This is a genomic window from Embleya sp. NPDC025285, assembly GCF_055558835.1.
The window spans coordinates 1-8,882 of record NZ_JBVHLU010000203.1; the positions used below are offsets into that span (position 1 = coordinate 1).

Consider the following 8,882-nt stretch of genomic DNA (forward strand, 5'->3'; position numbering starts at 1 on the left):
GGTTTTTTCTCTCCCACCCCCCTCCCACCCCCCCCCCCCCCCCTCCCCCCCCCCCCTTCCCCCCCGCCCCCCCCCCCCCCCCCCCCCCCCCCCCCCCCCCCCCGTGCCACACTCCTTTCGGGGCGGGCGGACCGTCTTCGGGTCCGGAGGGTCGGCCTGGATTACTCGATCCGAAGGCGGTCGGGTCCGTTCCGGGGAAGGGGATCGGCTCGAAGGCCCGTCACGGGTTGTGGAATCGCACTTCCGGATCGGCCGACGTGGGGCCCGTCAGCCGGGGCTGGGGAACACACTTCAGGTGGAGTTCGAAGAACGCCCCGACGTAGACACGGGTCAGGTCCAACCCGCGACGGCCGGTGAGGGTGGTGGGCGGTGACGGGGTTCCGGGCGGACCGAGTTCGTCGAGGAAGACCGGGAAGTCGGTAAAGGTGTAGTGGTTCGCGCCGGCCACGGTCAACCACCGCTTCCAGCCGTCGAGTCGGCTCCATGCCTCGTCCCAGCTTCGGTCCGTGCCACCGGGACGGTGCGTGTCGTCGTCCGTGCCGAGCATCAGGAACGGCCCTCTGTGCAGGCCCTCTTCGGGTACGGCGGAGTGGAACGCGCCGTCGATGTTCAGGCCCGCCCGGATGCGCGGATCGACCGCCATCGCCGCCGCCGCACTCGCGCCGCCGATCGAGTGGCCGACCATGCCGATCCGGCTGCGGTCGATCAGGGCGGCGTACCGCCAGGCCGGGCGTGATCCGGTGAGCCGATCCAGGACGAAGGACACATCCTTGGCCCGGCCCGCCGTCACCGCCGCGAGATCCGCCTCGGTACGCGCCTTCTCGCATGCCACGCACGTGAGCATCCGTCCACCGGGGAAGGCCGTGCCCACGGACTCGTAGGCGTGGTCGACGGCGGCCACCACGTACCCCCGACTCGCGAGTTCCTCGGCCAGGCCGGTGAGCGTGTAGGCCGAGACACCGAATCCCGGGGACAACACGACCAGCGGAAACCGGCCACGCGCGGGCCGTGCGTCGACCGCGACGTCGATGCCGGTGGCGCTCAGCGTCTCGGCCGGGAGCACGCCGCCCAGCCCCCGATCCGCCACAAGCAGCCGGGCCTCCTCGAGCGTGGCGTAGCGCGCGGGCGTACCGGTGCCGGGCCGGGCCGGATGGAACATGCCGACCATCAGTTCACGCGCTTCGGCCTCCGGCACCCACGGGTCGCGCCGGGATCGGTCGACGAGGTGGAGGGTTTCCCGGCCGACGGCATGGGGGCCGGTGGGACGGGGCAGCGAGGTGCGCGGGGTGGCGGCGGAGCCGGCGGACACCTGTGTCGTGGTGGGGGCGGAGGCGAAGGCGGGCGATGCCGCTGTTGTGGGCAGGGCCAAGGCGAGTGCCAGGGAGAGGGCGAGAGCGAATGGTGCGGCCCTCCGGCGTGGTGGGGATCCGGTCATGGTCCGATCCTGGAGCCCTCGAATGCTCGCGCACATCGGCCGACCGGTGCAGCGCCGCAGGCGATCCGGATACCTCCCACGGGGCACACGACCCTCTCACGGACGACGACGATGGCCGTGACCCGTTCGGCCCGCCCGAACACGGGCCGCCCACTCCCGGTGAGCGGCGGGTGTCGTCCGCGCGGAGCCGACCGGCGGACCGGCCCACCTCCGGGTGGTTCGGCACGCTCCTACGGCGTGGCGCGCGCACGGTACCGGACGACCGGGCCGAACCGTCGGATAGTTGGACGAAGGCGATCCCCGGGCATCGGTCGCCCCGTGAGCGATGCCGCCCCACTTGGGAGAAACCCCGTGTCCGACACGCAGTTCACCTATGTCCTGTACATCCGCACCACCCCCGAGGTGTTGTGGCACGCGCTGACCGACCGGACCGAGATCAGTCGCTACTTCGACGGCTCGGGACCGGAGTCCGACTGGCAGGTCGGCTCGCCGGTCCGCTGGTCGATGGCGCCCCGGATGGCTCCCCGCGACGCCGGCCAGGTGGTCCTGACGGCCGAACCGCCGGTCCGACTGGCCTACACCTGGCACAACTACGAGCCCGAGATCGGCGAGATGTTCGGCTGGAGCCCGGAACAACTGGCCGAGCACCGCCGGGAGCCGATCTCCCGGGTCTCCTTCGACCTGGTACCGCTCGGCGAAGTGGTCGCGCTCCGTGTCCTGCACGACGGCTTCGCGGCCGATTCCGAGATGCTCAAGAGCGTTCGGGAGGGCTGGCCGATGATCCTCTCCAACCTCAAGACGCTCCTGGAAACCGGCGAACCGCTGCGCTTCGGCGCGTAGCCCCGGTCGGATGATGGTCGCGGAAAAGGCCGGAAGCCGGGGAAAGGAGCACCGTCGAATGACCTCTCTGTCCCTCGCCGCGATCCTCGCCGAGGCGGCTCGGCGCAGGCCCGATCACATCGCACTGGTCGAGGGCGACGTGCGGATCGGCTTCGCCGACCTGTGGCGCCAGGCCCGGGTGCAGGCCGCCACACTGATCCGAATCGGGGTACGGCCGGGAGACCGGGTCGCGCTGATGGCACCCAACACCGCCGAATTCCCACGCGCCTACTACGCGATCCTGGCCACCGGGGCCGTGGTCGTCCCGGTCCATCTCCTGCTCACCTCGGACGAGACCGCGTACGTGCTGCGCGACAGCGGCGCGAAGTTGCTGCTGTGCCACGACAGGCACCGCGCGGTCGGCGAACGGGCGGCCCGCGCGACCGGGGTGCGGATGCTCACGATCGGGCGGTCGGAGGAAGCGGCGGGCGACCCCATCCCGAACGACATGGGGATCGCGGGGATCGCGGGGATCGCGGGGATCGAGGAGGTCGCGGGAACCGAGGAGGTGGGGATCGCGGGAGCCGAGGGGATCGCGGAAGTCGCCGACGTTCCCGAGCGGTTGGAGGAACTGGGCGACGCGGTCGAGCCGATGGTCGGGTATGCCACCCGCGCCCCGGAGGACCCGGCTGTCGTGTTCTACACCAGCGGCACCACCGGCACGCGCAAAGGCGCCGTGCTCAGCCACCTGAACCTGGTCATGAACGCGACCGTCAGCGCACTCGACGCGAACCACGCCCTCCCGGACGACATCGCGCTCGGCGCGCTTCCGCTGTTCCACGCGTTCGGCCAGACGGTGAGCATGAACTCGACCTGGCGGGTGGGCGCGACCCTGGTCCTGCTGCCGCGCTTCGACCCGGTAACGGCGATCGCGCTGATGGTCGCCGAGGGCGTCAACACCTTCCACGGCGTGCCGACGATGTACATCTCACTGGTCGACGCCGCCCGCACCGCAACGGCGTTGCCCGAACTGCGCCTGTGTCTGTCCGGCGGGGCGTCGTTGCCCGTACCGGTGTTGGAACGGTTCCAGGCGGCGTTCGGCGCCATCGTGTACGAGGGGTACGGCCTGTCCGAGACGTCCCCGACCGCCTCCGTGAACCAGGAGGTCTTCGGCGCCAGGCCCGGCACCGTCGGACACCCGGTGTGGGGCGTCGACGTCGAGATCGCCCGGGCCGAGACCGAGGACGCGATCGAATTGCTGGCGCCGGGCGAGTCGGGCGAGATCGTCGTCCGGGGCCACAACGTCTTCACCGGCTATCTGAATCGCCCCGAGGCCACCGCCGAGGCCCTCGTGGACGGCTGGTTCCGCACCGGGGACGTGGGCATCAAGGATGCCGACGGGTACGTCACGATCCTCGACCGCAAGAAGGACATCGTCATCCGAGGCGGCTTCAACATCTACCCGCGCGAGATCGAGGAGGTGCTGCTGCGCCACCCGGCCATCTCCCAGGCAGCGGTGATCGGCCTGCCGGACCGGCTGCTCGGCGAGGAGATCTGCGCGGTGATCGTCCTCGCCCCGACCACCGACCCGCCCCCGACGGGGGCCGAACTCATCGCCTGGGCCCGAGATCGCATGGGCCGCCACAAATATCCGCGCCGCGTCGAGTTCGTCACCGAACTGCCTCTGGGCCCGAGCCACAAGGTGCTCAAACGCGAACTGCGAGCACGATTCGGCGGTTGAGGGGCGGGTGGGGAGCGAGCGTCGCGTCGTCGCGACGCTCGCTCCCGACCGATCCCGGTGGATCGATGCCGCGGGTCGGATTGCTCGGGTCGACGGCTCGGGTCGACGGCTCGGGTCGACGGCTCGGGTCGACGGCTAGGAGCCACGCGTCGAACCCACGCCACGGATCGCCGGTTACCGGGCGATCATGAACGCGTCCGGCCGCAGCGCGCGTTCGACGATCCGCACGTCCCCCACCCAGGCATTGATGGTCTGGTCGAGCTTGCCGTCGTACGCGTAACCGCCAAGCATCCACGGCAGGTTGAGCGTGGTGAGGCCGGTCGAGCGTGCCGTCGGGTTGCGCACCACCGGGCAACCGTCGACGTACATCGTGGTCTGCCGCGCGTCGTTGACCACGGCGACGTGCCACCACGTGTCCAGCGCCAACTCGTGGCCCCAGTTGGTCGCCGACCCGTCGCTGTTCAACGGGTAGACACACCACTGGAGTTCACGGCCACCGGACAGGCTCAGCGTGACCACCGGCTCCTGCGGATCGCCGTTGGGCTTGCGGGCCTCGCCGCTCATGCCCCAGCGGCTCAGCAGCGCCGACCAGGCGTCGCGGCCCCCGTCCCAGTCGGCGGGCAGCTTGAAGAACGCCTCGATCGTGTATCCGGAACGGAACGTCGCGGTGTTCAACGGGGCTCCGGCGGCGGTCTGGAGGTGGCCGCCCCGCAGCGGGGACTTGCCGCCGGCCAGCCGGATGCTGCCGTGCCCGGGCTGATTGGGGTGGTACTGGTGGGACCAACTGACGGCACCCGCCGCGGCTCCCGGCGCCGGCACCAGCGTCAGATCGTTGCCGCGCCCGGACAGGTCCGCGAAGCGCTGCGCACCGGGAATCGGCGCGCCGTCCTGGTGCGCGCCGTCGAAGCGCCAGTAGGCGACCGTGCCGGGCACCACCATGCGCTGCGCCGGGCGGGCCGGGCGCTGGGGTATCGGGGCGAACCGCGCGAAGCGCTTCTCGAAGTCGATCGGTACCGAGAAGTAGTCCTGCGGTCCGGTCAACTCCATCTCACGGCGTTCGAGTTCGTTGAGCCCGCGGTTGCTGCGGCCGAGGATCCACGGGGAGAGCGTCTCGACGTCGATCGTGTCGCGATCGAGGTCGAAGTGGTAGAGCCGGATCATCGCGGCGCCGCCGAAGTAGCGGTTCTGGTAGTTGGTGATGTGCAGGTGCACGTCACCTCCGGCGTCGTTGCGCTGCGTGGTGCGACCGGCGGGCCAGTAGTGGCCGTTGAGCGTGAGGAAGATCTGATCGCTGCTCTTGATCAGGTCGTTCCACAACTGCCTTCCGTGCTCCGAGAATTCCGCCTCCTGGCCCGGCCGGTCGGCCGAGACCAGTTCGTGGGTGGTCAGGATCACCGGCGTGTGCGGGTGCTCGGCCATCACCTTCTTCGCCCACGCGATGCCGGCCGGCGAGGGCCGCCAGTCCAACGCGAGAACGAGCCATTCCCGGCCCGCCGCCTGGAACAGGTGGTAGGTGTTGTATCCGTCCGGGGTCGCCCCGCCGAAGGAGCGTTTGCCGCGGAAGCGCTGTGGGCCGAACGTGTCCAGGTACGGCGACCGGCCGCGCCGGTCGTCGGTGTTGGAGTCGATGTCGTGGTTGCCGGCCATCACGCTGTACGCGACGCCCTTGCGGTCCAACAACTCGAACGCCCGGCCGATCCCGTCGAACTCGGCCTTGCGGCCGTTCTGCGTGAGGTCGCCCAGGTGCGACATGAAGACGATGTTGTCGTCGCGGGCGTGCTCCAGGATGTACCGGAAGGACGCCTCGATCGGAGCGGTCGTGATGCTCGCCTCGTCGAACATGTACTGCGTGTCGGGCATCACCACCAGCGTGAACCGTCGACTGTCCCGATCCGGACGCCAGTCCGGCAGGTGCTGCGCGTCCACCGCCCCCGCGGCGGCGGCTTCGTCGTCGGCTGCCGCGGCGGCGGCCGGCGAGATGCCGACCGCACCCACCACGGCGGCGCCGGCGCCGGCCAGGGCCGCGGAGCGCAGGAACGCCCTCCGGGCGGGCCCGGACAACGGTGTGACGGGCTGGGCGCAATCGTCGTCGTGCTGTTGGCACATGGTGGTTCTCCGGCGCTGTCGGTTGGGGGGCATGCGCACGGTATTGGGTGGAAAACCCATGTGGATCATCCGTATCGCCAACAACGGACGTCGACCGTGTGAATTCGCGCCGTGGTGGCAGGGGGCGCTGATCCGGCCGGTCAGGGGGTGCTCTGTGCTGTGCTGTGCTGTTTCGGATGACGACGGGGTTGGCGGGCGCGGCTGGGTGGCCGGGCGCTCGGGGGCTCGGCCGGTCGGGCACGCGCGCAGTCGAGCGCTCGGGCGCTCGGGCGCTCGGGCAGTCGGGCAGTCGGGCAGTCGGGCAGTCGAGCGGTCGGGCAGTCGGGCACTCGCGCAGTCGCGCGCTTGGGCGCTCGGGCGCTTGGGCACACGGCGGAAGGGACGGGAACGAGTACGGGCGTGGGTCCGAGTGCGGCGGGCGGCCGGCGACGGGCCGCGTGCGGGAGGCCGGCGTCCGGCGTCCGGGTGTGTGTACCCGGGTCGCGCGGATGTCCGGGGTCAGTGCGGGTGGCGGTCTTCGCGCGGAGGGGTGCGCAGGAAGGTCTGGACCACCTCGGTGAAGGCGTCCGGCTCGACGGCATGGATCAGGTGGCCGGCCGGGATGGTCACCACTCGGGCATCGGGAAGGCGACGGGACCACTCGGTGATGCGCTCGTACGGGATGTGACTGGTCGAACCGCCGGCCACGGCGAGGGTGGGGGCGGTGATCCGGCCCAGGCGGTCCCACCACTGCGGGTCGGGGCTGTCGATCTGCTTGCGGATGGCGACGACCATGTCCCAGTCGAAGCCGAGTTCGCCTTCGGGTCGGCTCGGCGGCACGGCCTCGCGCGGCAGCGGGACGGATACGTCTTCCAGGACCAACCGGCCCACCCGATCCGGATGTTCCTGCGCGATGAGATAGGCCACGATGCCGCCCATCGAGTGCCCGATCAGGTCCACCCGCTCCAGACCGAGCGCGTCCAGGAAGCCGACCAGGTCGTCCCGCATGAGTTCGAGCGAGTAGTCACCCGGCCAGTCGCTGCGCCCGTGCCCACGCAGGTCGACCGCGTACACCCGCCATTGTTCGGCCAGGGTCTCGGCTATCCGGGCCCAGTCCCGCGCATCCTCGCCGAGCGCGTGCAACAGCACCAGCGGTGGGGCCTGCGGCTCGCCCCACACGTCGTGCACCAGGCGAATCCCGCCCACCTCGACCACGCGCGACGCACCACCGGACTCACCACTCGACACACCACTCGATCGCCCCATATCGGGACCATATCGATGGCACGCACGTCGGCGAATCGAGTTCGCTCCGGGCCGAACCGGCGCGCCGACGCGCCTCCCGCGTGGTACCGCCGCTCGCCCGGGGCGATCAGGCGGGGGCGTACCGCGCGGGAGGTCGGCCCGCTCCGCCGGGAGTGGGTCAGATCCAGCCATCGAGCGACTTCAGGAACGCGTCGAAGTCGTCGCGGTGGATGCAGTGCGCGACGTCGTCCACCACACGCACCTCGAAGCCGTTCGCGCGCAGCTCCTCGTTGAGCTCGGGCGTCATGATGAAGCTGTTCGCCGCGGACTGGACCAGACTCGGCACCACCGGCGCGGCGGGGACGTACTCCCCGTCGAAGTCGCCGAGTTCGGCCAGGAAGCTCAGGTCGAACTTGCGGAAGCCCTCGAGTTCGGCCCGCACGTCCGCCTCGGACCACCTCGGGTTCATCGCACGAATGCTCTCCGAGGAGGCGTTGGCCACCATCGCCCGCATTCCCTCGTAGGCCCCGGCGGGCACGGTGGCAAGCCGAAAGCCCGGGTCGGAGTACACGGCCTTCCCCGGCCGCAACCGCTCGACGGCCAACGACAGCGCGAGCGCGCCGAGCGAGTGCCCGATCGCCACATCGGCGCCCACGGGCAGGCTCTCGACGAGGTCGTCGGCCATCAACTCCGGCCTGTACTCGCCTCGCCCACTCAGCCCGTGCCCCCGCAGGTCGGGCGCGTACACCCGATACCCCCGCGCCACGAGCACATCCTCCAACGCGTGCCACGTCCCGTGATCCGACATCCCTCCGTGCACGAGCAGCGCAACCTTGTCCCCGTCCCCACGCTCATGAACATGCAACTTCACAACGACCCCTTCCCAGCCGACCCACCCGACCGAACCAACGCTGACACGATTCAGCAACTCCTCGGGATGCTACTCCACCCCCACCCAAAACAACCAGACACCCCAACCAGGCCGCCCCCAACCCAACAGCGGCGCGGCACGAGGTACCCCCGGGCACGGGCGGCAGCGAGCCCGACGGCGAAGAACCCGGAAGCCACGTCGGATGGCAGCTTGCGAGCCACCGGATGCCGGTCTCGGGGAGCCCGGCACGGGAGGGCCCGGTCGCCCTGCCCCAAGCAGGCCAGGCGGACCCGAACGGAGGCGCGAGCACAGGCGCCGACGCAGCGTGGAACGGGGAGGGCCACGCCCAGCCGGTCATGCGCGGGGCGGCTCAGGCGACCCGGTCGCCCAACAACCATCGGCAGCCGGGCGTCCGGGGTCGAAGGACTGGGACGGCACGAGGTGCGCCACAGCGCAAGGGGCAGCGGGCTCGACGGCGAAGTGGTCGTAAAAACGGAGTAGGGCGGCAGTGTGCGGTCAGGCGGCAGGCGCCGGCAACGGTGCCGGGAGGCAACGGTGCCGCTGGGTGAGACCGTGTGCACTGGGGGCGTCGGGGGGGGGGGGGGGGGGGGGGGGGGGGGGGGGGGGGGGGGGGGGGGGGGGGGGGGGGGGGGGGGGGGGGGGGGGGTGGGGGGGGGGGGGGGGGG

6 protein-coding genes are annotated in these 8,882 nt (G+C 71.2%); 2 read left to right on the forward strand and 4 right to left on the reverse strand.

Annotated features, from left to right (window positions below):
• Nucleotides 1-220 precede the first annotated feature (220 nt).
• A complete protein-coding gene (locus ACZ4FV_RS50935; protein WP_465328215.1) occupies nucleotides 221-1,435 on the reverse strand; it encodes an alpha/beta hydrolase family protein in 1,215 nt (404 codons plus the stop codon).
• 351 nt (nucleotides 1,436-1,786) lie between these two features.
• On the opposite strand from ACZ4FV_RS50935, the gene ACZ4FV_RS50940 reads away from it, so the two are divergent.
• Together ACZ4FV_RS50940 and ACZ4FV_RS50945 are read left to right on the forward strand one after the other, a co-directional pair.
• Nucleotides 1,787-2,275, forward strand: coding sequence for an SRPBCC family protein (locus ACZ4FV_RS50940; RefSeq protein WP_402231163.1), 489 nt, complete (start codon nucleotides 1,787-1,789; stop codon nucleotides 2,273-2,275).
• Nucleotides 2,276-2,333: 58 nt separating this feature from the next.
• Nucleotides 2,334-3,995 (forward strand): long-chain-fatty-acid--CoA ligase, encoded by a 1,662-nt coding sequence (locus tag ACZ4FV_RS50945; RefSeq protein ID WP_465328217.1) that lies wholly within the window; start codon nucleotides 2,334-2,336, stop codon nucleotides 3,993-3,995.
• Nucleotides 3,996-4,169: 174 nt separating this feature from the next.
• Here ACZ4FV_RS50945 and ACZ4FV_RS50950 read toward each other — a convergent pair whose 3' ends face one another.
• The 3 genes from ACZ4FV_RS50950 to ACZ4FV_RS50960 all read right to left on the reverse strand — a co-directional run bounded on the left by ACZ4FV_RS50950 (nucleotide 4,170) and on the right by ACZ4FV_RS50960 (nucleotide 8,196).
• Complete coding sequence (locus ACZ4FV_RS50950; RefSeq protein ID WP_465328219.1) at nucleotides 4,170-6,101, reverse strand: LamG-like jellyroll fold domain-containing protein; 1,932 nt, start codon at nucleotides 6,099-6,101, stop codon at nucleotides 4,170-4,172.
• Nucleotides 6,102-6,599: 498 nt separating this feature from the next.
• A complete protein-coding gene (locus ACZ4FV_RS50955; protein WP_395858797.1) occupies nucleotides 6,600-7,346 on the reverse strand; it encodes an alpha/beta fold hydrolase in 747 nt (248 codons plus the stop codon).
• Nucleotides 7,347-7,503: 157 nt separating this feature from the next.
• Entirely contained in the window at nucleotides 7,504-8,196 is a 693-nt protein-coding gene (locus ACZ4FV_RS50960) for an alpha/beta fold hydrolase (protein WP_465328222.1), read from the reverse strand.
• Between the last annotated feature and the right edge of the window lie 686 nt (nucleotides 8,197-8,882).

Bases quoted from the DNA above. Each gene is read 5' to 3' on its own strand.
- ACZ4FV_RS50950 (WP_465328219.1), bottom strand. From the start codon at position 6,101: ATGTGCCAACAGCACGACGACGATTGCGCCCAGCCCGTCACACCGTTG.
- ACZ4FV_RS50935 (WP_465328215.1), bottom strand. From the start codon at position 1,435: ATGACCGGATCCCCACCACGCCGGAGGGCCGCACCATTCGCTCTCGCC.
- ACZ4FV_RS50955 (WP_395858797.1), bottom strand. From the start codon at position 7,346: ATGGGGCGATCGAGTGGTGTGTCGAGTGGTGAGTCCGGTGGTGCGTCG.
- ACZ4FV_RS50945 (WP_465328217.1), top strand. From the start codon at position 2,334: ATGACCTCTCTGTCCCTCGCCGCGATCCTCGCCGAGGCGGCTCGGCGC.